At 64.4% G+C, this 24,656-nt stretch carries 21 protein-coding genes; 5 read left to right on the top strand and 16 right to left on the bottom strand.

Features of this window, described 5'->3' with window-relative positions; translation table 11 throughout:
• Positions 1-63 precede the first annotated feature (63 nt).
• The 12 genes from folP to lptG form a co-directional block, all read right to left on the bottom strand.
• Entirely contained in the window at positions 64-861 is a 798-nt protein-coding gene (gene folP, locus CKO40_RS02770) for a dihydropteroate synthase (protein WP_200344511.1), read from the bottom strand.
• A gap of 369 nt (positions 862-1,230) precedes the next feature.
• On the bottom strand, positions 1,231-3,153 hold the full coding sequence (gene ftsH / locus CKO40_RS02765) for an ATP-dependent zinc metalloprotease FtsH (RefSeq protein WP_200344509.1): 1,923 nt from the start codon (positions 3,151-3,153) through the stop codon (positions 1,231-1,233).
• Between the two features lie 91 nt (positions 3,154-3,244).
• Positions 3,245-3,880 carry an RlmE family RNA methyltransferase gene (locus CKO40_RS02760; protein WP_200344507.1) on the bottom strand — a complete coding sequence of 212 codons (636 nt, stop codon included), beginning with the start codon at positions 3,878-3,880 and terminating at the stop codon, positions 3,245-3,247.
• Between the two features lie 52 nt (positions 3,881-3,932).
• A complete protein-coding gene (locus CKO40_RS02755; protein WP_200344505.1) occupies positions 3,933-4,709 on the bottom strand; it encodes a hypothetical protein in 777 nt (258 codons plus the stop codon).
• Between the two features lie 354 nt (positions 4,710-5,063).
• Positions 5,064-5,762 (bottom strand): high-potential iron-sulfur protein, encoded by a 699-nt coding sequence (locus CKO40_RS25075; protein WP_338074108.1) that lies wholly within the window; start codon positions 5,760-5,762, stop codon positions 5,064-5,066.
• Between the two features lie 49 nt (positions 5,763-5,811).
• Complete coding sequence (locus CKO40_RS02745; RefSeq protein WP_242476751.1) at positions 5,812-6,279, bottom strand: C40 family peptidase; 468 nt, start codon at positions 6,277-6,279, stop codon at positions 5,812-5,814.
• Between the two features lie 152 nt (positions 6,280-6,431).
• Positions 6,432-7,925: an ABC transporter substrate-binding protein gene (locus tag CKO40_RS02740; protein WP_242476750.1), complete on the bottom strand. Its 1,494-nt coding sequence runs from the start codon at positions 7,923-7,925 to the stop codon at positions 6,432-6,434.
• 545 nt (positions 7,926-8,470) lie between these two features.
• The gene (locus CKO40_RS02735; protein ID WP_200344501.1) at positions 8,471-8,944 is read right to left on the bottom strand and encodes a CYTH domain-containing protein; all 474 of its coding nucleotides are present in this window, start codon (positions 8,942-8,944) and stop codon (positions 8,471-8,473) included.
• Positions 8,945-8,964: 20 nt separating this feature from the next.
• Entirely contained in the window at positions 8,965-10,347 is a 1,383-nt protein-coding gene (gene rlmD / locus CKO40_RS02730; RefSeq protein WP_200344499.1) for a 23S rRNA (uracil(1939)-C(5))-methyltransferase RlmD, read from the bottom strand.
• A gap of 34 nt (positions 10,348-10,381) precedes the next feature.
• Positions 10,382-10,798, bottom strand: coding sequence for a CCDC90 family protein (locus CKO40_RS02725; RefSeq protein ID WP_200344497.1), 417 nt, complete (start codon positions 10,796-10,798; stop codon positions 10,382-10,384).
• A 152-nt stretch (positions 10,799-10,950) separates the two neighbouring features.
• Positions 10,951-11,844, bottom strand: coding sequence for a cysteine synthase CysM (gene cysM / locus CKO40_RS02720; RefSeq protein ID WP_200344495.1), 894 nt, complete (start codon positions 11,842-11,844; stop codon positions 10,951-10,953).
• A gap of 395 nt (positions 11,845-12,239) precedes the next feature.
• The gene (gene lptG / locus CKO40_RS02715; protein WP_242476749.1) at positions 12,240-13,325 is read right to left on the bottom strand and encodes an LPS export ABC transporter permease LptG; all 1,086 of its coding nucleotides are present in this window, start codon (positions 13,323-13,325) and stop codon (positions 12,240-12,242) included.
• 159 nt (positions 13,326-13,484) lie between these two features.
• Here lptG and CKO40_RS02710 point away from each other — a divergent pair, with 159 nt between their 5' ends.
• Together CKO40_RS02710 and CKO40_RS02705 are read left to right on the top strand one after the other, a co-directional pair.
• A complete protein-coding gene (locus tag CKO40_RS02710; protein WP_200344493.1) occupies positions 13,485-14,984 on the top strand; it encodes a leucyl aminopeptidase in 1,500 nt (499 codons plus the stop codon).
• On the top strand, positions 14,985-15,482 hold the full coding sequence (locus CKO40_RS02705) for a DNA polymerase III subunit chi (RefSeq protein WP_200344492.1): 498 nt from the start codon (positions 14,985-14,987) through the stop codon (positions 15,480-15,482). It begins immediately after the preceding gene.
• 20 nt (positions 15,483-15,502) lie between these two features.
• On the opposite strand, the gene CKO40_RS02700 is transcribed toward CKO40_RS02705, so the two are convergent.
• Positions 15,503-16,282, bottom strand: coding sequence for a competence/damage-inducible protein A (locus tag CKO40_RS02700; RefSeq protein WP_200344491.1), 780 nt, complete (start codon positions 16,280-16,282; stop codon positions 15,503-15,505).
• 123 nt (positions 16,283-16,405) lie between these two features.
• Between CKO40_RS02700 and CKO40_RS02695 the strand changes: the two genes are divergently transcribed.
• Together CKO40_RS02695 and manA are read left to right on the top strand one after the other, a co-directional pair.
• The gene (locus tag CKO40_RS02695; protein ID WP_338074101.1) at positions 16,406-17,212 is read left to right on the top strand and encodes a protein-L-isoaspartate(D-aspartate) O-methyltransferase; all 807 of its coding nucleotides are present in this window, start codon (positions 16,406-16,408) and stop codon (positions 17,210-17,212) included.
• A complete protein-coding gene (gene manA / locus CKO40_RS02690; RefSeq protein WP_200344490.1) occupies positions 17,212-18,522 on the top strand; it encodes a mannose-6-phosphate isomerase, class I in 1,311 nt (436 codons plus the stop codon). Before CKO40_RS02695 ends, manA begins: the two co-directional genes overlap by 1 nt.
• Positions 18,523-18,774: 252 nt before the next feature.
• On the opposite strand, the gene CKO40_RS02685 is transcribed toward manA, so the two are convergent.
• Positions 18,775-21,318: a penicillin-binding protein 1A gene (locus CKO40_RS02685; protein ID WP_242476748.1), complete on the bottom strand. Its 2,544-nt coding sequence runs from the start codon at positions 21,316-21,318 to the stop codon at positions 18,775-18,777.
• A 459-nt stretch (positions 21,319-21,777) separates the two neighbouring features.
• Here CKO40_RS02685 and CKO40_RS02680 point away from each other — a divergent pair, with 459 nt between their 5' ends.
• Positions 21,778-22,467, top strand: coding sequence for a TetR/AcrR family transcriptional regulator (locus CKO40_RS02680; RefSeq protein WP_200344489.1), 690 nt, complete (start codon positions 21,778-21,780; stop codon positions 22,465-22,467).
• A gap of 109 nt (positions 22,468-22,576) precedes the next feature.
• Here CKO40_RS02680 and CKO40_RS02675 read toward each other — a convergent pair whose 3' ends face one another.
• The gene (locus CKO40_RS02675) at positions 22,577-23,134 is read right to left on the bottom strand and encodes a hydrogenase maturation protease (RefSeq protein WP_200344487.1); all 558 of its coding nucleotides are present in this window, start codon (positions 23,132-23,134) and stop codon (positions 22,577-22,579) included.
• Positions 23,131-24,630 (bottom strand): Ni/Fe hydrogenase subunit alpha, encoded by a 1,500-nt coding sequence (locus CKO40_RS02670; protein WP_200344485.1) that lies wholly within the window; start codon positions 24,628-24,630, stop codon positions 23,131-23,133. The genes CKO40_RS02675 and CKO40_RS02670 overlap by 4 nt, the downstream gene beginning before the upstream one ends.
• Positions 24,631-24,656: the final 26 nt, after the last annotated feature.

Raw genomic sequence — 24,656 nt, 5'->3', positions numbered from 1 at the left:
CACCCTGGTCCTATCCCGTCATGCCATCCGGGCAGCCCGTGCTCCAGATCAAGCATCTGCCCGCTACGCAAGCGCACCCCCATCCTGCACCGCTCTCAGCGCCGTCATGACGCGGATCGCATCGCGTGTCTCAGCGACATCATGCGTGCGGATGATCGCCGCACCGCGCTCGATTGCGAGCACTGCCGCAGCAACCCCGGCGGTGACCCGCTCGCGCACCGCTCGGCCCGTCAAGGCCCCGAGCATCGATTTGCGCGACAGCCCAACGAGCAGCGGACGCTTCAGCACGCTGAATGCGTCAAGGCGCGCCAGCAGCTGCAGATTATGCTCGAGTGTCTTGCCGAAGCCAAAGCCCGGATCGATGAGTAGCCTCTCTTCGGGGAGACCGGCCTGTTCGCAGGCCTCGAGACGCCCACGAAGGAATGCCTCGACCTCGGTGAGAACATCGGCATAGCGCGGCGCCTGCTGCATCGTGCGGGGCTGGCCCTGCATGTGCATCAGACAGACCGGCAGGCCGGTCTGCCGAGCGGCCTCGAGCGCCTGCGGCGCCTGCAGCGCAAAGACGTCATTGATCATCCCAGCGCCGGCCGCTGCTGCCGCTTGCATGACCCCAGCCTTGGAGGTATCAACCGAGATCGCGGCATCGATACCCGCCGCGAGGGCCTCGATCACAGGCACGACCCGATCGATCTCGACCGCCTCCGCGACAGGGGCAGCGCCGGGGCGCGTCGACTCGCCCCCGACATCGATGATCGATGCGCCCGCAGCGACCATCCGCTCGGCCTGCTCGAGTGCGGCATCAAGACCCAAAAAATCACCCCCGTCCGAGAACGAATCGGGGGTGATATTGAGAATGCCCATGATCTGCGGTTGGGAGAGGTCAAGCGACCTCGTACCGCATTGGAGCTGTATCCCAGAAGTCAGAACCGGATCTCCGTGCTGGCGGTCTGCGAGATTATCCCACTCGCCTTACCCCATCCGAACCGAGCGAATGAGCGGCGTGAGCCACACTCCGCGCCGATACGCAACCCATGAGCGTCATAGCCATTCCGCCTGATCGCCGGACAGAAAGCACCGGATGAGTCAGCACCGATGGGCTCAGCTTGTCCGGAAACCAGGGCGAGTGACGATAACCAATCCGTTGATACTCGGATACCCGACGGCCACCGCTCGAAAGCAGGCCGAGAGGCCCCTGCCTCTCGGCCTGCCGGGGGCAGCAGGCGAGCCGCTTTAGTGCTCGCCGGCTGGACCGCCGATCGGACCGGACGCCGGCCGCCCATCGCTCGAGGGCGTCACCGGCGCATCGGCGCTACCGCCCGGCCGCTTCGGCTCATCGTTGCTCCAATCCTTCGGCGGACGGGGATCACGACCCTCCATGATGTCGTTGATCTGCTCGAGGTCGATGGTCTCGTACTTCATCAGGGCCGCTGCCATCGCGTGCAGCTGATCCATGTACTCGGTCAGGATCGTCTTCGCACGCTCATAGTTGCGGTCGATGACGCTGCGCACCTCCTTATCGATCAGATGGGTCGTCTCGTCCGAGACCGACTTGTGCTGCGTCACCGAGTGGCCGAGGAAGACCTCCTGCTCGTCCTCGCTGTAGGTGAGCGGACCCAGCTTGTCGGAGAGCCCCCACTTGGTAACCATGTTGTGCGCAATATCGGTTGCGCGCTGGATATCATTGGATGCTCCAGTGGTCACCATGTCGGCGCCGAAGATCAACTCCTCGGCGATCCGACCGCCGAACAGACTCGAGATCTGGCTCTCCAGACGCTGCTTACTGTAGCTGAATCGATCATCCTCGGGCAGAAACAGGGTCACGCCGAGCGCGCGACCGCGCGGAATGATACTGACCTTGTGCACCGGATCGTGCTGCGGCACCAACCGACCGACGATCGCATGGCCGGATTCGTGATAGGCCGTCAGCTTCTTTTCGTCCTCGGACATCACCATCGAGCGCCGCTCAGTGCCCATCATGATCTTGTCCTTGGCCTTCTCGAGGTCCTCCATATCGACCAGGCGCTTGTTGGCGCGCGCCGCGAACAGGGCCGCCTCGTTGACCAGGTTGGCCAGATCGGCACCGGAGAATCCGGGTGTGCCGCGGGCGATCACCGATGGCACCACGTCTTCGGCGGTCGGCACCTTACGCATATGCACCTTCAGCACCTGCTCGCGGCCGCGCACGTCAGGCAGCGGCACGACGACCTGACGGTCGAAGCGCCCCGGCCGCAGCAAGGCAGGATCGAGCACGTCGGGGCGGTTGGTCGCGGCGATCACGATCACGCCCTCGTTGCCCTCGAAGCCGTCCATCTCGACCAGAAGCTGGTTCAGGGTCTGCTCACGCTCATCATGTCCACCGCCGAGGCCGGCGCCGCGATGACGACCGACGGCATCGATCTCATCGATGAAGATAATGCAGGGCGCATGCTTCTTCGCCTGTTCGAACATGTCACGGACACGCGAGGCGCCCACGCCGACGAACATCTCGACGAAGTCCGAGCCGGAGATCGTGAAGAAGGGCACCTTGGCCTCACCGGCGATACCGCGGGCGAGCAGGGTCTTACCGGTTCCGGGTGGACCGACCATGAGCACGCCCTTCGGGATCTTCCCGCCGAGCTTCTGGAACTTAGACGGGTCCTTGAGGAAGTCGACCACCTCGACGACCTCGTCCTTCGCCTCCTCGGCGCCCGCCATATCGGCAAAGGTCACCTTGACCTGATCTTCGCTCAGCATCCGCGCCTTGCTCTTGCCAAACGACATCGCACCACGGCCGCCGGCGCCACCCTGCATCTGGCGCATGAAGAAGATCCAGAGGCCAATCAGGATGAACAACGGGAACCAGTTGATCAGGATCTGCATCAGCACCGAGGGCTTCTCGGGCGGTGCGGCCTTGATCTCGACATTATTGTTGAGTAGGTCACCCACCATCCCTTCGTCACCCGGGCTGTAGGTGGTGAATCGCTGCCCGGCTTGGGTCACGCCATCGATGGTGCGACCCTGCACCGTCACCTCTTTCACCTGCCCCTGTTGGACCTGTTCGATGAAGTCCGAGTAGGTCAGGGTTTGCGGGCTTGACTGTGTCGCCGTGAAGTTATTGAACACGGACATCAGTACGATCGCGATGACCACCCACAGGATCAGATTTTTCGCCATGTCGCTCACGGCATCGGCCTCTTGCAAAACCGCGTTGACCGAGCCGACTGCAGGCTCGATTCAACGCCAACATTGATGATAAGTCGGGACGTTACCGGACTTGGCGTCCTTTCGCTACCAGGTAAACCTCGCGGCTTGCTGCCCGGGAGGCCGCTGGCTTGCGTATGCTGACCTGCTTGTATTGACCACGCAGGTCAGTCAGTACCGCATCGAACCCTTCGCCCTGAAACGCTTTGACTACCAAAGCGCTACCGGGTTTCGCAAACCGAACGGCAAAATCCACGGTCAGCTCAACCAGATACATCATCCTTGGCTGATCTACCGCTGCCATGCCTGAAACGTTTGGGGCCATATCGGAAAGCACAAGATCCGCGTTCGCGCCACCCGTCCTCTCAAGCAGCAGCGCCGATAGCCGATCAAGGTCGGCGTCCTCACGGAAATCGCCACGCAGGATCTCGACTCGATCGATCGGCTCCATCTCGAGCAGGTCGATCGCCACGACCAGGCCACCAGGACCAACCCGTTGAGCGGCCACCTGGGCCCAACCCCCGGGCGCTGCGCCGAGATCGACGACGGCCTGACCAGGCCTCAAGAACCGATCGCGCTGATCCAGCTCGATCAGCTTGTACGCCGCCCTTGATCGATAGCCATCACGCTGAGCGCGCTGCACATAGGGATCATTGAGGTGCCGATCCATCCAGCGGCGATCACGCTTACGCGCTGCCATCCGTGATCAGGCCCGCTCCCCGAAGGGACTCGCGTTCAACGCGCTCATCGTCTTAGAGATCATCGACCCAATCGAAATCGAAGAGCTCCAACAGCACGCCCGTGACAACGCCCGAGCTCACACCGCACGCGACGGCCAGCGGCATCACCGTGGCGGTGCTTTCGATGACGTGAAGAAAGAGATCCTGTCGGTCATACCCGGAAAGCGTGCTGGTGAACGCCCAGACACAGCCGCCAAAGAAGATCGCCACGGCGCCGATCACCACGCCTTCGGCGAGCGGACACCAACGCCTTGGTAACAGCCCGGTCATGCCGACGACGTGACGGACCGACGCGACATAGATGACACCGTTGACCGAGACCAGGAAGGCGACCGCAATCAATGGGGACAGCTCGAGCCCACCCAGCACGAGTGCGGTCAGGATGCCGCCAGAAACCAAGCCGCTAAGACCGCCGACCAGTGACTTACCGACGACATTCTCAGTACAGCGGCTCGGAAATTTGAAGGCCAGGCCCGTCAACATGCCCAGCGCGCCGCAGAGCAGCGCAACATGGATGAAGGTCGCTTCATCATAGAAGGTCATCAGCACGAACAAGGTCGCCATGACGCCGACCACACTCGCTGCAAGCGCGGCTTGTCGGGCGCTGTAGTAGGCTGCGCCGATAACGCCGGCACCGGCCGCCGCGGCGGCCAACGCGAAATCGACGAGAAACGGCGCCAGAAGCCCTTCCAGCACCACGAACACTGGCGCATAGATTGCCCCGATCAATGCCCAGAGGATTGCCCGCATCAACAGCTGGCGGGTCACCGGGAGAAGCGCGATACTCATGGAAGACCAGAACCGACAGAGGGCGATGGATGGCAGATACGTCCCGGCCCTCGCTAGTACAACGGGAACGCAGTCGGAAACAGGTTAGACTTTCGGACGCGCACTCTCAAGCGCACGCGATCGACGACGGTCGCGCCTTCGCGTCAAACCGTTTCGTATCAGTTGGGTTGGGAGCGTACTTGGGCTCGGCGGGCAGCTGCGTGCCCTGGTCATCCGGGCGCTCCGGTCGGGCTGCTGCATCGCAGCAGGATCGCGAGGCAGAGATGTGAATGGCAATCGGATGAGGAGGGATCGTGGGCGGGGCGCGTCAGCGCCCCGCTGCGCAGCCTAGGCGCTGCGCGGCACGGTGCCGGATCAGCCGGCGGCCTTCAAGGTCCAGGACGCGCACCAACCTGTCTCGTGCACGGCCTTGCCGGGGAACAGGCTGCAGGGACGCCACTCACCGGAGTCGGCCAGCACGAACTGGCAGTTGTTGCAGAACTGCTCTTCCGGGGGCTTGCCGGGACGATTGGCAGCAGCACGATCGGCTTCGGTCGCCTCGTGATGATACTTCAGCGCCTGCGCGGTCGGATCGGTCTCCGGATCGACGTGCGGCAGGTCCTGAGCCTGCGCAGCGGCAATACCGACCAGGTTGACCAGCGGCACCGAGGCAAGACCGCCAAGCATCATCTTGACGGCGTCACGACGGCTCTTATTCATTGGCTTATCGGACATTCTGACGTCTCCTTCAGAGCGTGGACTGAGATTGCTCGTATGGCCCGGTGTCACCACACAGGCCCGGACCGTCGGGCATTTTGCACGATCGGCCTTGAAAAGGCGAGCGCCATGGCCGGCAGCGTCCACGCCCTCGTGCCGGCCTTTGAACAGATCAAGCGCTTGCCCTCTCTGCAGCCCATAGACAGCCCGGCCCCACCGCCGTTCCAACCCCTTTACGGCAACAGGCCATGACGAATCCTCGGGCGTCGTCGCAGGTGCCGCCTCAGCGATGCACCCTCGGGTGACAGTCAGGCCGCGACGAGATCTCAGCTGATCCATGGGGTGTTCGATCTGCACAGCACTCAAGTACCACTCCAATCGGGCACCACTTCAATCGGGTCCAGCCTTACAGATAACTACCAGCACCCAGGAAGCGCTGACGCCAGTAGGGGTTCGAAAGCCGCGCGAGCCGCACGCGGCGCTTCGAGGTCGAGGCGTGCACGAAGCGTTTTCCGTCCACCATCAAGCCGACGTGATACTGACTGGGACCGGTCTTGAAGAAGACGAGGTCACCGGGCTCGGGATGCCCACGCAGAGGGCGGGCTGCGTTCCGCTGATCGATTGAGACGCGAGGGATCGCCATCCCGGCAGCCTGGTGCGCGACCTGCATCAAGCCGCTGCAGTCGAGCGCGCGATAGGGTGTCGTTCCCCCGTACACATATGGCGTCCCCATCTGCTTGAGCGCCGCCTCGACGACATCGGCTCGCTGCGGCTCGAGCCCGCTGAGATCAAATCTGTCACCCGCAACCTCGAGGCTGCGTTCTGGCTGGCTCGAACAACCGGCCATGAGCCCGGCCATCAGTATCGTCGCCATCAAGCCAACCCAGGGCCCCCGCACCTGATGCCAACATTGCCCCCACGCACCGAAATAAGACATTGATACTTTACCCGATAAGTTTTTTCTAACCTTTTGTTCGACATGATTTTAGACCAGGAGAGCAACCCGTCAAGCGGTTCTCGAACCCATCATGGCGCTCGGCGCTCCGCGAGACGTTCAACGCTGAGCAGCCCGTCATAGTTGCCATCAGACGCCAACCGATACCCTGCCAGATCAGCCCGCATCACAGCGATCTGGTCTTCGTACCAGAGCGGCACATAGGGCAGCTCGACATGCAACAGCGCCTGCAGCTGGCGGTAGTGCTGTACCTGGTCGGCGAGCTCGCCCTCCCGGCGCGCCGCCTCGATGAGCCGATCCGCCAACGGATTCAGGTAGCGGCCGCGATTGGCTCCGTTTGGCGGCAGTGATGCGCTATGGAAGGCGTAGCGGAAGATATCCGGCAGCCGCACCCCGACCCAGGTCAGCCCATAGAGTTGGAACCGGCCGGCCTTGATGTCGCCGAAGAAGGTGCCCCAGTCGTAGCTTTGGATCGCGAGATCGATACCCACCTCGGCCAACTGCGCTTGCAGCACGCTGGCCAGGCGCAGCCGGAACGGATCGCTCGAGGTCTTGTATGAGAGCCGCAGCGGTTGCTCGGCCGCGAAGCCTGCCTCCCTCAACAGTTGGCGCGCCTGCCGCGGGTCATGCGCATAGGGTTGTAGGTCGATTGCACCAGCCCAGTGCTCCGGCGGCAGCAGGGCTTCGGCAAGCCGGCCTTGATCGTTGAACAGCCAACGCAGGATCGCGCGGCGGTCGATCGCATGCGCAATGGCGCGGCGCACGCGCAGGTCGCCCGTGACCGGATCGGCCAGATTGAAGCCGAGATAGGAGAAGTTGACCCCTGGCGCCTCGATCACCCGCACCGCGTCGCGTTGGCGCAGCAGCCCAACCAACTCCGGCGGCAGATCGTTCTGCAGCAGGTCGACCTCGCCCCGCAACAGCTTCATCACCCGCACATTCGGGTCCTTGACGCGTACCAGGGTCACCCGTTGCTGGTCACTGCGACGCTCGAGCACAAGCCGCCCGGGCCGCGGCCAATCGCGGACGCGGAACGGACCACTGCCGACAGGCGATCGCTGCAACGGATGGCCCGCGGCGATCAAGCGGGCTGGAACGATCCCGACACTGAGATAGGCGGGGAACAGCGGGTCTGCCCGGCTCAGGTGGAATGCGATGCGCCGCGCGTCGAGCACCTCGATGCGCTCGATCAGCGCCAGCGTCGCGCGATGCGGCGAGGCGATCCCGTCGTCGAGGATGGAGCGATAGGTGGCCGCGACGTCCTGCGCCGTCAGCGGCTGATCATCAGTGAACCGTTTCCGCTCGGCGCTGAGCTCGAAGCGGTAATGACGCGGCGACAGGCGCTGCCAACGCGCAATGCCCGGCGCCGGCCGCCCGGCCTCGTCCAGCTCGACGAGGCGCGCATAGAGCAGACGATTGACCCGCTCCGAGGTCGCATCGGTCGCCAATCGAGGGTCGAGGTTCGCCGGCGCTTGGACCACTGCGAGCACGATGGCACGATCATCGCGGCCAGCATCGCACGCGATCAGGCCCAACCCCGCCAGCAACGCCAGCGCAGCGAGCATGATCCTCGAGGCGTTGGTTGACGGCTTCTCCCTCGGCACAACCGTTTGGGTGAATTTGACTGCTGAGCGAACCCCAAGCCCCCTTCTGGTGCAGGCCGCCACACCCCCAGGGCACGCCCCGCGCGACGCCGCACGGCGTTGCAACGTGTTGGAATGGAGCGGCTGTTCCGCCTCGCTATGCCTTATCGACCTTATCAAAGTGCTCGCCTCAACCGCGTCCAGAGACAGAAGCGTCATTGTTCCGCAGCAGGCGCGGTCAAAATGGCACATCCCAAACTGGACGCAGTGTAGTCTGCACAAGAGGCCGAGTTTTCAGGCCGGAGAGGGCATTCTGTTAGGGCTTCTCAATTGGCCTGTTTGCGATCAGGCACGCGGAACATCCCCTGACGGCCTCTCAACTGCCGTTTCTTGGCGGATAGCGGCAGTAGGCGCCGAGACTGCCTGGGCCAACGTCCGGATTGAGGCATCCCCGGGCGATGAGGGTGCTCTCACCCTCAAGACCGAAATCGGGCAGCCCAGTGGCCGCGATCTCAGGACCTTGATGTTCAGCGACCCCATTCCTTATAGGGATGGCGCGCCAGATTGGCGTTGTAGTAGCGCGGATCATCGCTGACCTCAGGGCCCAGCCAGGCCGGCCGCTCGAAGTCCTCATCCTCGGCGCTGAGCTCGATCTCGGCGAGCACCAGACCGGCGTTGTCGCCGGCGAAGACATCGATCTCCCAGAGATGCGCGCCGAACCGGACTAGATAGCGCGTCTTCTCGACGATCGAGTACTCGGCCAGCTCGGCGAGCATCGCCTTGGCGTCCTCGGCCGGGATCGGGTACTCGAACTCGCTCCGGCTAATGCCGCGCGACGCGCCTTTGATCGTCAACACCCCCTGATCGCCTTGCAGCCGCGCACGCAAGGTCAGCCGGCTGGTCCCGGCCAGGTAGCCCTGCATCACCGGAACCTCAAGCTCCACCGCCTCCCGCCAGCTCTCGCTGCTGACGAGGAACTTGCGCTCGATCTCGGTCGCCATCGCTGACCTCCTTCGTTGCCTCAAGCACGCTCGAACAATGCCATCGCCTCCAGATGCGCGGTGTGCGGGAACATATCCATCGCTCCCGCCGCCTCGAGACGAAACCCAAGCTCACCGACCAGCTTGGCCGCATCCCGGGCCAGGGTCGCTGGATAGCAGGAGACGTACAGCACCCGCCGCACTCCAGAGGCAGCCAGCCAATCCAGGACCTCCCAAGCGCCGCTGCGTGGCGGGTCGAGCAAGGCCTTGTCGAACGCGCGCGCGCGCCAATCCGCCTGCTGGCTCTCCCCAGCGGCACCAGGACGATCCCCCGCCCCTGCCTTCTGCTCAGCCTGTGCAGCGGCATACAGATCGGCGGTATAGAAGGTCGCATTCTCGATGCCGTTGCGTGCGGCATTGGCGGCGGCACGCGCGACCAGCCCGGCATCGCCCTCGATACCGACGACCTCGCGCGCACGCCGAGCCAACGGCAGCGTGAAATTGCCGACCCCGCAGAAGAGATCGAGCACCGAGTCATCCGATTGCGGATCGAGCAGGTCCAGGACCTGCGTGACCATCTTGCGGTTCAGTTGCAGATTGACCTGGGTGAAATCGGTCGGCTCGAAGCCGATCGTCACCTCCTGCTGTGGCAGGCTGTAGGCGAGATCGGTCGCCTGCCCCAGAAGCGGTCGGACGGTCTCGACACCGCCCTCCTGAAGATAGACCTGGAAGCCGGTCGCAGCGGCGAAGCTCAGCAACTGATCGCAATCGCCGGCTGTTGGCGGATCGAGCACCCGAAATACGAGCACGACCGGCCCGTCCCCCTGCGCGACCTCGATCTGGGGTATCCGCTCGCGGATGCTCAGCCCCTCGATCAACCGCGCCAGCGGCTCGAGCTGCTCGCCAACAGCCGGAGCGAGCACCTCGCAGCGGTCGAGATCGGCGATAAAGCTCGAGCCGCGCTCGCGAAAGCCAACCAGCACCCGACCCTTCTTCGCAACCCAGCGCACCCCGAGCCGCGCCTTGCGGCGGTAGCCCCAATGCGCGCCGGTGAGCGGCGCCAGCCAGCGCGCCGGTGTCAGTCCGCCCAAGCGCTGCAGCACGTCGGCCAGGATCGCCTGCTTGTTATCGATCTGCGCTGCCGGGTCCATATGCTGCAATGCGCAGCCGCCGCAGACGCCGAAGTGCGCGCAGCGCGGCTCGACCCGCTGCGGCGAGGCCTCGAGCACCTCGGTGACCACGGCCTCATCATGGCGACGCAGGCGCCGCGTCACCCGGCAGCGCACGCGCTCGCCAGCCAGCGCGCCGTGGACGAACACCGTCTTGCCCTCGACCCGCGCGACCCCGCGACCGTCATGCGCGAGCGACTCGATCGCGACGGCGATCGGCTCCCTTGGCAGGGATCGGTTGCGCTTCTTGCTCATCGCCAGCGCGACGTCGCCCGCAGCCCACTGCGTTTCATAGGAGTTTCACCAACGCCGCAATCGCGACCACCTGGCCGACCATCAACGGCAGCAACCAGCGCAGCAGCTCTACCTTGGTCCGCGCGATCTCGCCGCGAAGCTGCTCGATGTCGCGCGCCACCTCGCCACGCAATTGCTCGATCTCGCGGGTCAGGTCGAACCGGACCTGCTCGATTTCGCGGGTCAGGTCGGATCGCACCTGCTCGATCTCGTGCGTGAGATTGGCCCGCACCTGCTCGATCTCGCGCTGCAGGCGCAGCTCGCTCTCGCGGACATGCGCCTGGGTGGCCAGATCCGGCAACTGCGGATACCGTTCTTCCAAACGCTCGAACGCCTCCGCGATCAAGCGGGCGCGCACACGCTCGTCGGTGGTCGAGGTGAGGGCTTCGTAGAGGGCGACACTCGATGTCATCGCTGCAATGTGCCATCTGACAGGATCGACAGCAAGCCGCACACAGCGAGCCTGCCGTTGTTGGCACGCCTATCGCCTCGGCGAGCACATAAGCTCGCGCTGCCCGGGAGCGCCACGCTCGCCGATGCCGTTACAAAGCACGCCCCTGATCCCTATCCGCTCGGATAGACCCCGGTCGAGAGATACCGATCACCCCGGTCGCAGATGATCACGGCGATCACTGCGTCTTGAACCTCGGCGGAGAGCTTGAGCGCCGCTGCGACCGCCCCCCCGGAGGAGACACCAGCGAAGATGCCCTCCCGCGCGGCCAGCGCCCGCATCGTCGTCTCAGCCTCGCTCTGGGAGACATCGATTACGCGATCGACCCGCGAGGCATCGTAGATCTTTGGTAGGTAGGCCTCAGGCCAGCGTCGGATACCAGGGATGCTCGACCCTTCCTCGGGCTGCACGCCGATGATCTGAACCGCCGGGTCTTGCTCTTTCAGGAAGCGGCTGGTGCCCATGATGGTGCCGGTCGTGCCCATCGCGCTCACGAAATGGGTCACCCGGCCCGCGGTATCGCGCCAGATCTCGGGGCCGGTTCCTTCGTAGTGGGCCAATGGGTTGTCCTGATTCGAGAACTGATCCAGACGCACGCCAGCCCCTTGCGCCTCGAGCGCGCCGGCGAGGTCGATCGCCCCTTCCATGCTCTGTTCCTTCGGGGTCAGCCGGATCTCGGCACCGAACGCCGCCATCGCCTGGCGCCGCTCGATGCTCATGTTCTCGGGCATGATCAAGAGCATCCGATACCCTTTGATCGCGGCGGCCATCGCCAGTGCGATCCCGGTATTGCCGCTAGTCGCCTCGATCAGCGTATCACCCGGATGGATCGCGCCGCGCGCCTCGGCCTGTTGGATCATGCTCAGCGCGGCGCGATCCTTGACCGACCCGGCCGGGTTGTTACCCTCAAGCTTCGCGAGGATGAGATTGCTGGTCGTGCCCGGCAGCCTCTGTAGCCGCACGAGCGGTGTGTTGCCGACCTGACCTTCGATGGTGGGGAATGGCATTGAAGCCCCTCCGATGCGAGCACCTTCTGCAACTGTTTAAACCGCGTCCAGCTCGGGGTGCGTATTTCAAGCGGACGGCGGCCCCAGGAAACTGACCTTTTCACTCTGATCAGGTTTACCCGAAGAAACCCTAACAGAATGCACTCTACGCCCTTAAGAGTCCGCCGCTTATCCAGACCAGGCGAGAAACGTCCGCCGCTTGTACAGGCCAGGCGAGCACCTTGATAGGGCCTCCAGTTGTGCTCCGGCCATCACGCCCAGACCATTCCGCTCGAGAGCGGCTAACCGAAGCACAGTGCCCAGAACCTCGCGCCGAGCACTCCCATCCCGAAGAGGGCGCGTCCTGCGCCACCCCGAGCGCGAGTATTCACTGGACGAGTGAGCGGAAGCGGGCCTCAGCCGACGCGCCGCAACAGCACGATCGCAGCGAGCGTAAACAGCGCCAAGGGCGCAAAGGCCGCAAGCGCCGGACTCAACCCATAGAGCAGCGCGAGGTAGGTGAAAGTGCGGCTGACAAGATAGAACAGAATACCGATCGCCACCCCGATAAAGAGCTTGATCCCGGTCCCGGTCGTCCTGGCCGAACCGAGCAGGATCGGGATCGAGACGAAGATCATCGCCAAGATCAACAGCGGCTGCACCAACTTACCCCAGAACGCGACCTCATGGGCGCCGGCATCCTGCTCGGTCTGTCGCATATAGCGCAGATATCGATAGAGCCCCCAAACCGGGAGCGCATGGGGCTCGACGACGATCACCTCGAGCAGCCGCGGATTCAGCAACGAATCCCAGCGCGCCCGCTCGAACCGTTCCACCGTGACGCGATCGGCGCCGATACGGCTGCGCTCGATCCCTGTCAGCACCCAATGTCCGTCACGGTAACGCGCCTCGTCGGCGCGCGTCGCAAACCGCAATCGATTATCCTCGATCTCGAAGATATGGATATCCGAAAGCACCGCTCCCGGCTCGAAATCCCGGACATTGATGAATGCGTTGCCGTCACGCGCCCACAGACCCTGGCCGCTGATGTGCATCGCCTCCCCGGTCTCAGCCATTGCGCGCACAGCAAGCGCGCGCTGTTCCGCAACCGGCGCGACCAGCTCACCGGTCGCGATGGCCAGCGCTGCCAGCACCAGCCCCCCAAGCATCGCGCCACGCACGATTCGGCCGATCGACAGACCCGCGGCTCGCATCGCAACCAGCTCTGAGCGCGCCGCGAGTTGCCCCAAGCCAGCCAAGGCGCCGATCAGGGTTGCGATCGGGAACACCTGGTAGAGGTACCGCGGCAGCGAGAGTGTCACGAAGAGCAGCGCATCCGAAAACCCATACCCGTCATCGCCCACCTTGTCGATCTCGTCGGCAAGAATGAAGACCGCAAGTAAGGGCAGCAGCACGGCAAGGGTCAGGGCGGTGCCTCCGAGCACGGCACCGGCCAGATATCGATCAAGGATGCGCAATGGCGTGACCTGGCGTCGGATCAAACAGCGAGCTTAGCGGGCAAGCAGATCACGGACACCTGACCGCGATGCGCTTGTTGCAGGTGTTCCTGTAGACTCTGGACCCCAGATAATAACCGAGGCTGTCATCAGTCCGTCCCATGAGGACAGTCGTCCGTTTGATCCCCTGCCCCAGGAGCCGCGATGCAATCCAAGATCACCCGCAGCGCACTGACGGAGCTCGACACGCCCTGCCTGATCCTTGGCGTGTTCAGCGATCGCCAGTTATCCGAGCCCGCCAAGACGGTCGACGCCGCGGCCGGCGGCGCGCTGACCAAGGTTGTCGAGCAGGGCGACCTGGACGGCAAGGCCGGCAACGCCTTGATGCTCTATGGGCTCAGCGGCCTCAAGGCCCAGCGCGTGCTGCTGGTGCAATGCGGCAAGCCTGAGGAGCTGGATCGCAGCGCCTACGACAAGGTCCTGAAAGGCGCCTTGGCGAGGCTCGACGCGGCCCGGCTCGGCAGCGCGGTCAGCACCCTGTGCGTGCTCGAGCCGCAGGGCATGGACCTCGAACAGCGCGTCCGATACAGCGTCCTCACGGCCGCTCAGAGCGCCTACCGCTACACCGAGACCAAGAAGCCGGCGGCTGAGGCCGCCGAGCCGTTAGCGGTATTGGACTGCTGGATCGGCGATGATCACGAAGCCGAGACCGCCGAGCGGGCCTGCGCTCAAGCTCTGGCGATCGCCGCTGGCGTCGCGCTCGCACGCGATCTCAGTAACCTCCCTGGCAATATCTGTACGCCGACCTACCTCGCCGATCAAGCCAATCGCCTCGCCGAGACCTCTGCCAAGCTCGAGGCAGAGATCCTTGACGAGGCAGCCATGGCCGAGCTCGGGATGGGTGCATTACTCTCGGTCAGCCGTGGCAGCCGGGAGCCAGCCAAGCTGATCCTGATGCACTATCGCGGCGGCGAGGATTCCGATCAGCCCATCGTGCTGGTCGGCAAGGGACTGACCTTCGACGCCGGCGGCATCTCGATCAAGCCATCCGAGGCGATGGATGAGATGAAGTACGACATGTGCGGCGGCGCCAGTGTGATCGGCACCCTGCGCGCGCTCGCCGAGCTCGATCTGCCACTGAACGTGATCGGGGTCGTGCCGGCCTCGGAGAATCTCCCGGACGGTGCCGCCAATAAGCCGGGCGATATCGTCACCAGCCTCTCCGGCCAGACCATCGAGATCCTGAACACCGACGCCGAAGGCCGGCTGATCCTCTGCGACGCGCTGACCTACGTGGAGCGCTTCGAGCCCGCCGCTGTCGTCGATATGGCAACGCTGACCGGGGCCTGTATCGTCGGGCTGGGCCGCCATCCGTCGGGCCTGTTTGCCAACGACGACCGCCTCGCCGAGGCGCTGACCAAGGCCGGCGAGGTGAGCGCGGACCGGGTCTGGCGCATGCCGCTCTGGGATGACTATCAGCAGCAGCTCGACAGCAACTTCGCCGACATGGCGAACATCGGCGGACGCGACGGCGGCGCCATCACCGCCGCCTGCTTCCTATCACGCTATACCAAGGCGTATTCATGGGCGCATCTCGATATCGCCGGCACCGCCTGGTTGACCGGCAAGGAGAAGGGGGCAACCGGGCGCCCGGTGCCGCTCCTCAGCCAGTTCCTGATCGAGCGCGCCGGCACATCCGATTGAATGACCCGCGTCGACTTCTATGTGCTCAAGGACGGCAGCCGCAACGACCGATTCGGCCTGACCTGTCGCCTGGTCGAGCGGATCTACCACAGCGGGGCGCTGCAGGACGAACAGCAGGCGGGTTCAACGCATCAGGAGCGTCCAGCCGTGCCAGGATCACCCCGGGTGCTGATCCACTGCCCGGACCCACAGCAGGCCCGCCACCTCGATCGTCTCCTCTGGAGCTTTCGCGAAGACAGCTTCCTGCCACACGGCCTCGTCGGCGAGGCGGATATCGAGCTGACCCCGATCCTGATCAGCAGCGACGGCCAGCCGGACCGAGAAGCTCAGGTGCTGATCAATCTGAGCCCAGAGACCGAGCCTCCTGCGTTCTTCAGCCGCTTCGAGCGGCTCTGTGAGCCGCTCGACCACGACCCTGCGATTCGGGCAGCGGGCCGGAAGCGTTATCTCCGTTATCGTGAGGGCGGCCACCCGCTGTATCACCACTCGGTCGGCTGAGGCCCCGGCCGACGCGCATCTCAGCGCTCGCGATGTTCGACACCCTCGGCCTCGAGACCCGCGCGCAGAGTTGCCATTGCGGGGCCGAGATCACCGCGCCCTCGGAACCCCAGCAGGATATGGTGCTCAGGCTCGGTATCCCCCAAGTGCGGGAGACTGAACAGCTTCAGGTCAGGGAATTCGGCTCCGAGCCGCTCCATCAACGGGATCAGGCGGCTCTCTGGGACCCCGCGCACGACCAGTGCCTCCTCATGCAGCGGCTCCGTAGCGCAACCGTAGTGGGTGTCGAGTACCCACTCGGCCATCGGCCAGGCCATTTGCGGAAATCCGGGCAAAAACCAATGGCCTTGCAGGCAAAACCCTGGGACCTGATTGACCGGGTTTGGTATCAGCGAGGAACCGTCCGGGAGATCGGCCATCCGAATGCGCTGCGGATAGGCATCCGCGCCGAAACGGCCCTCGATCAGCCTTGCGGCTTCCTGATGGCGCACCAGCTCGACCTCTGCGGCGGCCGCGGCACAGGCCCGCGTGGAGTCATCCGGCGTCGCGCCGATACCGCCGCAGCAGAACACCGGGGCATCGGCAGACATCGACGCCGCAAGATGACGGGTGAGCAGCTCGGGATCATCCGGCAGAATCCAGCACCAGGCGAGCTGATGCCCGCGTGCTGAGAGCCGCTCCTTGAACGCCGCAAGATGGCGGTCCTGTCGCGTCCCAGTCAGGATCTCGTCCCCGATCACGATCAACCCGAACGCAACCGGTAGTGGCCGACCGGACGCATCGCCTGGCGATGGGGTCATTGTACGAACCTCATGATGATCGGCTCAGTGGAAACAACGGTGATGATTCACTATCTTCGCGAAAGAGAGGCGCCCTGAAAGAAAGCGGTGCGCAGGCAAGCTCGGCCCTGGAGGTCTGTCGCTATGCGAGATTACAATCGAGTCGCGTTCCAGCTTCTTTCAGCGATTCAGCCGATCCTGATGACGGTTCTCGTCATCCTGAGCCTAGGTGCCGGCGATGCCATGGCAATGAACCCGAATCGGCCACCCGGCGACAGCCAGAGCGCGCTCGCTCGCCAGCGCCTCGTTGCCGAGGTCGAGCGTGAGGTCCGCGCAACGAGTGCCTACCTCGGCTTCGACCAACTCGATCCGCGCGTGCTCTCCGCCATCGGAAGCGTGCCGCGCGAGCGTTTCGTGCCCCCCGCGATGCGCTCAGTCGCCTATCGTAACGCCCCATTACCGATCGGGGGCGGGCAGACCATCTCGCAGCCCTACATCGTTGCAGTGATGAGCCACCTGCTCAATCTACCGTCAGACGGCGGTCGGGTCTATGAGCTCGGCACCGGCTCCGGCTATCAGGCCGCTGTGCTCGGCGAGATGGGCGCCGAGGTCTACTCGGTCGAGATCGTCCCCGAGCTCGCCGAACGCTCGGCGGAGCTCCTCAAGAGCCTTGGTTACGACAATGTCCACATCCGTGCCGGCGACGGCTATCGAGGCTGGCCCGAGGCCGCCCCGTTCGATGCGGTCATCGTCACCGCTGCAGGCCCCGAGATCCCGGCGCCGCTCGCCGAGCAGCTCAAGGTCGGCGGCCGGCTGGTCATGCCGCTCGGGCCGACCGGACAAAGTCAAGAACTGGTTGTGCTGACCAAGCAGCAGGACGGAACGCTCAAACGCCGCAAAGTGCTCCCCGTGCGGTTCGTTCCGATCACCGGCGACTCGGTCGATGACTGATGGACAGCCCGGCCGGACCGTTGGCGTTTGCACTCGCCACGCCAACCGGTGATGATCTCGCCACGGCGGTCGCTGCATTCCAGAAGACACCGACGGCACTGCCGCTGCAATGCGGCGTGCAGCACTATGGCTGGGGCGACCCGGGATTCATCCCGGCGCTGATCGATGCGCCAAACCCACGCGGGCTGCCCTTTGCCGAGCTCTGGATCGGCGCCCATCCGGACCTCTTGGCCACCTTGCAGCTCGGCGGCTGGCGCCTCTCGCTCGCGGAGCTGATCAGCGCAGCCCCGGAGACAATGCTCGGCGAAGAGACCCGGCGACGCTTCGGCACAGAGCTGCCATTCTTGCTCAAGGTGCTTGCAGCCCGACATCCGCTTTCGATCCAGGCCCATCCGACCCGCGAGCAGGCCCGCGACGGCTATCAGCGCGAGGATGCGATCGGGCTCGCCCTCACCGACGCCCGCCGCAGCTATCGCGACCGCAACCATAAGCCAGAGCTGCTCGTCGCGCTCACCGATTTCTACGCACTGCGCGGCTTCCGCCCCCTCGAGACAATCCAGGCCGAGCTCAGCGCCGCCCCCGAGCTGAGCGCGCTTGCCGCGCCGTTCAGACCGACCCGAGCCGGGCTGTTCGAGCTCTACCATCGGATGATGGAGCTCGACCAGGCCGCCGTCGATACACAGCTCAGACCGCTCATTGAACGCTATCGGCGCGAGCGGGAAGGACAAGCATTCGATCCTGGAGACCGTCGCGATTGGCTGCTCGAGGCGGACCGTCTCTTTTCCAACGGCCGACACTGCGATCGCGGTCTGTTCTCGATCCTATTGCTGAACCTGGTCAGTCTCCATCCAGGCGAGGCCATCTTCTTGCCGGCCGGCGAGCTTCATGCCTATCTGCGAGGCGCCGGCATCGAGCTGATGGCGAACTCCAACAACGTGCTCAGAGGCGGACTCACACGCAAGCACATCGACGTCCCCTCGCTGCTCGAAACCCTGCAGATAAGACCTGGGCCAGGCGCAGTGCTGCAGCCGCAGCCACAACCGGGGAACGGCGCCGACAGCTATCTCACACCAGCACCTGAATTCTTGCTCGAACGCCATACCCTGAGCGCCGGTGAGGAGCGAACCATAGGCCAGGGACCACCGCGTCTGCGGCTGGGCCTGGTCATCGACGGCCAGGTCACGTTGGATACGGGTTCAGGGGTGCCGCTTGGGCTCGAGCACGGCGCCACATTCGTGATCCCGGCCGCCTGCCGCGGCACCTTGCGCAGCACCCAGCGCTCGGTGGTCTTCACAGCGCGAGTGCCTTGAGCGCGGGCGGTCATCGCATTGCGCGAGCTAGCCCTTCTCAATCACGAGCGAGTGCTTTGAGCGCGGGCGGGTCATCGTCTGCGCTGCCCCATCAACAAACCTCGAAACCGCAGTTGACCGCTTAGCCCAGCATGCAACCCTTTGCAGTGGCGCTACTTCTGGCGCTTCATGAAGCGCACCCTGGCGGCCGTCTAACCGCGGTTTCTAGGTTCAAGGGCTGTCCGCGAATCAATTCAACAGGCATCGCTTGCGTCAGAACAGCTCATCGAGCATCCGCGGTGCGGTCCTCCTGCGGGCAACAGGCGCTGAGTACTCCACCGGGTCCGGCCCCAGCGTCATCAACTGATACTCGTCGCGGATGTATTCGATTCGGCTATTGCGCTCCGAGCTCGTCTTCTGTCCGCTGCGCAGGCTGATCCTGACCGGCACCATCCCTTCCGGCCGCTTGATCTGCGCAACCGGAACCCCCTGGAGAGCCTCCTCCATGAAATCGATCCAGATGCCGAGCGCTGCCGTGCCGCCCCACTCGCCGCGCCCGAGCGGCGTATTATCATCACGCCCCACCCAGGCGACGGCGACGAGCTCGGGCTGGTAGCCGGCAAACCAGGAATCGCGGGACTCGTTCGTCGTCCCCGTCTTACCGGCAATATCAGGGCGCTCGAGTCGCCGTGCGCGCGTCGCAGTCCCCTCTCGAATCACATCCTTGAGCATCGAGTCCATGTTGTAGGCAATGCGGGGATCGATCGCGAGCGGCGCGCGCGGATCATCCGAGGCGCCGTCGGGCAACACCACGGCATCGTCTGTGTCGGATTCGATCCAACAGTCCATGCAAGCCCGCAGCGGCTGCGCCTCGAACAGGGGATTACCATGGACATCCTCGATGCGCGCGATCAGATAGGGCTCGATCCGGTAGCCGCCGTTGGCGAAGCTCGCGAAGCCGCGCGCCAGCTCGAGCGGCGAGACGGCACCGGAGCCGAGCGCCATCGACATATCCGGCGGCATGCTCTCGGGCGCGAAACCGAAGCTCTGGATGAACGCACGGGCATGATCGACACTCATGCGGTCCATCAGATTCACCGCCGCCAGGTTACGTGACTTGCTCAATGCCACCCGAATGCGGATCGGCCCCATGAACTTGCCATCGGCGTTCTTCGGTCGCCAGACGCCGTTGCGCGATGGCATCTCGAAACGCTCATCCTTGACCAGGCTCGCTGGGGTATAGCCCTTGCCGAGCGCCGCCGCATAAACGAAAGGCTTGAAGGTCGAGCCTGGCTGACGCTTGGTATCGGTGGCCCGATTGAACTTGCTCCACCTGAAGGCATAGCCGCCGGAGAGCGCGCGGATCGCACCATCCGCGGGCGCCAGCGCGACCAGCGCCCCGCCAACCTTCGGCACCTGCGCCAGCACCCATTGCTCGTCATCCTGCCGGAGCCGAATCAGATCGCCGACCGCCACCGCATCGGTCACCCGCTTAGGCGCCGCGCCGCGCCAGTTCTCGGTCTTGAATGGCCGCGCCCACTTCACCTGCCCCAAGCGCAGGCGGCGGGTCTCGCCTCCACCGACGTAGACCTCGGCCTCGTCGGCATCGGCGCTGATCACGACCCCAGCCGGCAGCCCGGGCACATCAGGATAAGCCGCAAGCAGCTCATCGAGCTCGGCCGGGCGCTTGGCCCCTATGTCGGCGATGCGCGCCTCGGGGCCGTGGTAGCCGTGCCGTCGGTTGTAGTCCCTAAGACCCTGGCGCAGCGCCGCGTCAGCGGCCTGCTGCAATGACTCGTCGACGGTCGTATAGACCTTCAGACCGAGGCTGTAGGCATCCTCTTTGCCATAGCGCTCGATAACCTCGCGGCGCGCCATCTCGGCCAGATAATCGGCGCGAAACTCGATGGCCGGGGCGTAACGCTCGGCGCTCAGCGGCGCCGTGCTGGCAAGTAGGAAATCGGTATCGTCGATATAGCCGAACGCGTGCATCCGCTCAAGGATGTAGTCCCGCCGCTCGATCGCCCGCTCGGGATTCGCGAGCGGGTTATTCGCCGAGGGCGCCTTCGGCAAGCCAGCGAGCATCGCCATCTCGGCGATGGTCAGTTCATCCAATGACCTTTGATAGTAGAATTCGGCCGCTGCAGCGACGCCATAGGCGCGGTGCCCGAAGAAGATCTTGTTCAGGTAGAGGCTGAGGATCTGCTCCTTGGTCAGTGTTGCCTCGAGCTTCCAGGCCAACAGGATCTCAGTGAGCTTTCGCCTGATCGTCTTCTCGCGGGTCAACAGGAAGTTGCGCACCACCTGCATCGTAATCGTGCTTCCGCCCTGGGTCGCCTCGCCGCTCCTCGCCACGCTGACGGCGGCTCGTGCGAGCCCGATCACGTCAATGCCCCGGTGCTCGAAGAAACGGCTGTCCTCAGCGGAGACGAAGGCGTCGATCAACAACGGTGGGACCTGCTCGTATTCGACTGCCCTGCGCCGCTGCACCCCGAATTCCGCCATCAGCGAGCCATTGGCCGTGTAGATCCGCAGCGGCTCCTCGAACTTGACCTCGGCCAACGCCTCGACCGATGGCAGGTCTGTCGCGAGCGAATTCAGAACCAGCGCGGCAGCGAAGGCACCGATCAGCGCAAGATCAAACGGGATCGCGAGAACGCCGGAGACCAGCTGCCCAAGCCACCCGAAGATCCCCAGGGTTGCACCCGCTGCGGCCCGATCTTGACTGGAGCCGGATGCCCCGGGTTCCAGTGATGCGGAATGGAAGTCGCCGTCATTCGGAGTTTGGCGAGCGTCTCCGTAATCTTGATACCCCAACTGGCTCAACCTCGTTGGTTCACCATCGCAACGCTGGACGCGTAGCAACACAGGCTTGCCTTGCCGGCCGCCTTCCCAATACACCCAGCTGGATGGGCAACCGGCCTGAGTCTAACGCACGAGACCCTACCAAGACGCCCGCCTAGCCAGGACAAGCCGCTGATTTCGATATCCCAAGAGCGCATTCCATCAAGCCTTCTGGGAGACCCTATCAAAGTGCCCGGCTAGCCTGTACAAGCTGCTGATTGGCTAGGCCGTAGAGGGCATTCTGTTAGGGCTTCTAAGTTCCAGCGATGGCTCGAAACCAACGCAGGGCCCATTCCCGGATACAGAAACTGGCGGTACGAGGCCCCTCATCGCACGGCCGTTTCATGGTCTCGAAGGGCTCGATAGCAGAAGCCTAGTCGGCTGCCGCTGTTCTAGACTTAGACTACGGTCACGTTGTAACGGAGCCTTGCCTTGCCGGATAACGAACCTTCGACCAACACGCGTGAGCGCCTGCTCCAGGCAGCGCTCGAGGTCTTCGCCGAGCGCGGCTACGACGCGGCCACGATCCGCGAGATATGCCGTCGCGCCGATGCCAACGTCGCCGCTGTGCACTACCATTTTGGCGACAAACGCAAACTCTACGAGGCCATCTATGGGCGCCTCTTCGAGACCCTGCGCCAGCGACGCACCGCCTTTCTTCCTTCCGATGCGCCCGCCGAGCAGCGTCTGCGCGTCCACATCCAGGCCCTCTTCGAGGAGATCTTCTGCTGCAGCAACGACAGTGAAAGACAGGTCCAGCTGAGCACGATCTATCTAAACGAGATGGCACACCCCACCGAGGTCCTGGATCTGATCGTCTCTGAGCACCTCGAGCCCGACGCACGCGAGCTCTATCAGATCGTCGCGAATCTGCTCAATACAAGCGCTGACGACCCGCTTACGATCGACTGCGCGGCCAGCGTGATTGGGCAGATCCTGTATTACTACCACGCCATGCCAATCATCTCTCGATTGCATCCGGATCGACCGCCCGTTCGCGAGCGGCTGGACGCGCTGATCGAGCAGGTCTGGCTGTTCTCACTCGGCGGCATCGAACGCGCAAAGCGCGCCCGGGCCGCGCTGAGCCAACCTCTAGACGACGCAGCGGATCAAGGGTGCTGATATAGCCATTCCGCCTGATCGCCGGACAGCAAGCGTCGGAACAGTCAGCACCGATGGGTTCAGCTTGTCCGGAAACCAGGGCGAGTGACTAGAGACAACGACAACCGTTTCAGGGCCGGTGAGCCGTGCCGGTTGGCAGGCACTGCAACTCGAGCAGCAACCACTCGGTCGCAACCTCCAGATTGGCAGCCGCCTTGGCCGAGAGGGCCGCGCCGAGCTCGAATGAGCAACCGCCGATGGCCAACAGATCCAGCGGCGGCGGCTCGCCATGGAGAGAGCGATACAGCCTGAGGAGTGCGTTCGGGGCGAGTCGATGCGTGCTCCAGCCCAACACCGCTGCAGGCGCCGAACCGCTGTCCACCGTCTCTGTCTTGATCGGCAGCAGCCGATAAGGTGCATCCAGCGAGGCCGCGGCATCGACAATGATCACACGCTCGCGATCGACCAGGTCCAGCACATGCTCGATCTGAAGCTGAAAGTCGCTCAGCAACTCGACGCCTTCGAGCCGCCCTGCATCCTGCCACTGCTGCAAGCGGCTGATGAGCACTGGACCGAGTGCATCATCACCGCGCGAAGGGTTGCCGATCCCGACGACCAGCACAGGCGCTGCCCGATCACCGCTCGCGCGGCAGCGAGCGCGCGTTGGTGCCGGGTTGGGACGGGTCACGTCCCTGGCATCCCCCTGCATAGTCCTCCGTCCGAATCACGCGCAAGCCGATCATAGTATTCGCCGTCCGTCCCGATCAGCTCGATCTGCAACGGCATCTGTCCGATCGTATGCGTCGCACAGGACAGGCAGGGGTCATAGGCGCGGATCGCGACCTCGATCCGGTTCAGCAACGGCTCGGTCAGGGTGTGGCCATCGAGCTCGCGCTGCGCGACCGCCCGAATCGACTCGTTCATCGCCTGGTTGTTATTGGTCGTCGAGACGATCAGATTGGCCCTGCGGACCAGACCGTCCTGGTCGATCTCGTAGTGGTGGAACAGGGCGCCGCGGGGCGCCTCGAGGACCCCGATCCCGAGCGAGCGCGGCTCGCCATGCGTCATCCGCTCATCGCCGCTGAGATCCGGATCATCGAGCAGCGCAGCGATCGCCTCGGCGCAGTAGAGCAGCTCGATCAGCCGCGCCCAATGCGTTGCCAGCGCCGCCTGCACGGGCCGGCCCTGCCCCAACGGGACGAACTGCTGACGCGCGCGTTCGGCCAAGGGTGTCTCGATCTGGTCGCAGTTATTGATCCGCGCGAGCGGGCCGACGCGGTACCAGCCGCGCTCGGGACCGAGCGCGCTGAGAAACGGGAATTTCATGTAGCTCCAGGGCTTGATCTGCTCTTCGATCAGGCGCCTATAGTCGGTGCAAGCAGCATGATCGAACAGCCTGTTGCCCATCGGATCGCAGGCCCGCAAGCCGCCGTCGTAGAGCTCGAGGCCACCATCCTCGGCGACCAGGCTCAGGGTATTGGCGTCGACCGCGGCGAACTGCTCGAAGGTTGCTCGGTCGGTCTCGTAGAGGCGCTGGATCAGTGCGACCGCATCGACCGCCCACCCGATGACTTGACCGATATCGATCCGCAGCGCGTCGCGCTCGGCCGCATTGACCGACTTGTTGATCCCGCCCGGGACGGCGCCGCAGCCATGGATGCGCTTGCCGGTGGTGATCCGGATCACCTCCTGGCCGTACTTGCGTAGCAGCACACCCTGGCGCGCGATCTCCGGGTGATCCTGGATCACCCCGACGATGTTGCGGTGCGCAACCGGATCATCGAAGCCGAACAGCAGATCGGGTGACGACAGGTGGAAGAAGTGCAGCGCGTGCGACTGCAGCACCTGCCCGTAATGCATCAGCCGCCTGACCTTCTCGGCGGTCGGGGTCAGCTGATCGGCACCGACCAATTGATCGCAGGCCTTGGCCGCGGCTAGATGATGGCTCACCGGGCAGATCCCGCACAGGCGCTGCACCAGCACCGGCAGCTCCCAGTAGGGCCGGCCCTGGATGAACTTCTCGAAGCCGCGGAACTCGACGATGTGTAGCCGCGCCTGTTGCACCCGATCTCGCTCATCGAGCAGCAGCGTGACCTTGCCGTGCCCTTCGACGCGAGTGACCGGATCGATGACCACGCGCCGCAGCCGCTCCGGATGGGCGGCGCGTTCGAGCGGATTGGACATCGGGCTTACCTCACTGAGCCGCGCGC

The organism is Halochromatium glycolicum (assembly GCF_016584085.1).
GTDB lineage: Bacteria > Pseudomonadota > Gammaproteobacteria > Chromatiales > Chromatiaceae > Lamprobacter > Lamprobacter glycolicus.
The sequence above is the reverse complement of the archived record's forward strand: the minus strand, read 5'-3'. Positions and strand labels throughout refer to the sequence as shown.

Bases quoted from the DNA above. Each gene is read 5' to 3' on its own strand.
- folP (WP_200344511.1), bottom strand. From the start codon at position 861: ATGGGCATTCTCAATATCACCCCCGATTCGTTCTCGGACGGGGGTGAT.
- CKO40_RS02710 (WP_200344493.1), top strand. From the start codon at position 13,485: ATGCAATCCAAGATCACCCGCAGCGCACTGACGGAGCTCGACACGCCC.
- CKO40_RS02725 (WP_200344497.1), bottom strand. From the start codon at position 10,798: ATGACATCGAGTGTCGCCCTCTACGAAGCCCTCACCTCGACCACCGAC.
- CKO40_RS02745 (WP_242476751.1), bottom strand. From the start codon at position 6,279: ATGGCGACGATACTGATGGCCGGGCTCATGGCCGGTTGTTCGAGCCAG.
- CKO40_RS02705 (WP_200344492.1), top strand. From the start codon at position 14,985: ATGACCCGCGTCGACTTCTATGTGCTCAAGGACGGCAGCCGCAACGAC.
- ftsH (WP_200344509.1), bottom strand. From the start codon at position 3,153: ATGGCGAAAAATCTGATCCTGTGGGTGGTCATCGCGATCGTACTGATG.
- CKO40_RS02670 (WP_200344485.1), bottom strand. From the start codon at position 24,630: ATGTCCAATCCGCTCGAACGCGCCGCCCATCCGGAGCGGCTGCGGCGC.
- CKO40_RS02755 (WP_200344505.1), bottom strand. From the start codon at position 4,709: ATGAGTATCGCGCTTCTCCCGGTGACCCGCCAGCTGTTGATGCGGGCA.
- CKO40_RS02760 (WP_200344507.1), bottom strand. From the start codon at position 3,880: ATGGCAGCGCGTAAGCGTGATCGCCGCTGGATGGATCGGCACCTCAAT.
- CKO40_RS02735 (WP_200344501.1), bottom strand. From the start codon at position 8,944: ATGGCGACCGAGATCGAGCGCAAGTTCCTCGTCAGCAGCGAGAGCTGG.
- manA (WP_200344490.1), top strand. From the start codon at position 17,212: ATGGACAGCCCGGCCGGACCGTTGGCGTTTGCACTCGCCACGCCAACC.
- cysM (WP_200344495.1), bottom strand. From the start codon at position 11,844: ATGCCATTCCCCACCATCGAAGGTCAGGTCGGCAACACACCGCTCGTG.
- CKO40_RS02700 (WP_200344491.1), bottom strand. From the start codon at position 16,282: ATGACCCCATCGCCAGGCGATGCGTCCGGTCGGCCACTACCGGTTGCG.
- CKO40_RS02695 (WP_338074101.1), top strand. From the start codon at position 16,406: ATGCGAGATTACAATCGAGTCGCGTTCCAGCTTCTTTCAGCGATTCAG.
- CKO40_RS02740 (WP_242476750.1), bottom strand. From the start codon at position 7,925: ATGCTCGCTGCGCTGGCGTTGCTGGCGGGGTTGGGCCTGATCGCGTGC.
- rlmD (WP_200344499.1), bottom strand. From the start codon at position 10,347: ATGAGCAAGAAGCGCAACCGATCCCTGCCAAGGGAGCCGATCGCCGTC.